This is a genomic window from Candidatus Symbiopectobacterium sp. (genome assembly GCF_020054415.1).
Classification (GTDB): domain Bacteria; phylum Pseudomonadota; class Gammaproteobacteria; order Enterobacterales; family Enterobacteriaceae; genus Symbiopectobacterium.
In genome coordinates, this window is sequence record NZ_JAHWCO010000439.1 from 1 (window position 1) to 1,036 (window position 1,036).

The window sequence follows — 1,036 nt, forward strand, 5'->3', positions numbered from 1 at the left end:
AAAGCCCGACCACTGGTTATCGACCGTGATCGTTCCGCGCTGACCGCCGCCGATGGCAAGCCGTATGCCGGTTGCTACGTTAACGCCACCATCGATATATGGGCGATGGATAACAATTTCGGCAAACGCATTAACGCGTCACTGGGCGGCGTCCAGTTCCTGTGCGATGGTGACGCCTTCGCTGGCGGCGGTGTAGCGACGCCGGATGACTTCGAGAATATGAGCGAAGGCGCTGACGCAGAAGCGTTGATTTAACCCACTCACCACCCGGCGAGGATTGACATTAATGGAAGTCGGGAGCTATAGTCCGCTACAGGTGCTGAACACACCATCGAAAGCGGAAACCGCACCCGACAGTCATGCGGATTTTTTATGTCCATTTTTCAGATATGGTCGGGTAGCGTGCATACCGAAAAAGAGCCGAAAGGTTAAGGATGCAGGCCGACTTTCGACGGTGTTCAAGTACCTGACCACCCTGCTGAACACAGGGTATTCTGAACAAATCGAAAGGACATAAAAAATGACTACTCAACTCATCCCCGTTTTCAACGGCACAATCTCAAACGAACCCGCATTACTTTGCAATGCTCGCGATCTCCATGCTTTCCTCGAAGTAGGTAAACGCTTCGCATCGTGGATTACCGAACGTATAGCAGAGTACGGATTCTTTGAAAATCAGGACTATATGATTGCTTCCCAAAGTTGGGAAGCAAAAAACAGAGGTGGCCACAACCGCAAGGACTACCACCTCACTCTGGACACAGCCAAAGAACTGGCAATGGTGGAGCGCAACGAGCAAGGCCGTCAGGTGCGACGCTATTTCATCGAATGTGAGAAGAAGTTACACCAACAATCCTCAACGGTCATCGCGCCGCACAGGGAGTGTCTGCCTAAGATGGTTTACCATCACCAGAGCAAATACAACCCTTACAGGGCTTATGTATGGAACGGTGAAAAGAACGTTTATATCGGAGTTTACCCGACAGTGGACGACGCAGTAGCTGCGCAGAAGCGTTTCATGCAGAGCGACACACCA

2 protein-coding genes are annotated in these 1,036 nt (G+C 51.4%); both read left to right on the plus strand.

Annotated features, from left to right (window positions below):
• Positions 1–255: ssDNA-binding protein (locus QZ506_RS12745; RefSeq protein WP_291971519.1), on the plus strand; the 255-nt coding region annotated here is incomplete at its 5' end.
• Between the two features lie 265 nt (positions 256–520).
• Positions 521–1,036: antA/AntB antirepressor family protein (locus tag QZ506_RS12750; RefSeq protein ID WP_291971521.1), on the plus strand; the 516-nt coding region annotated here is incomplete at its 3' end.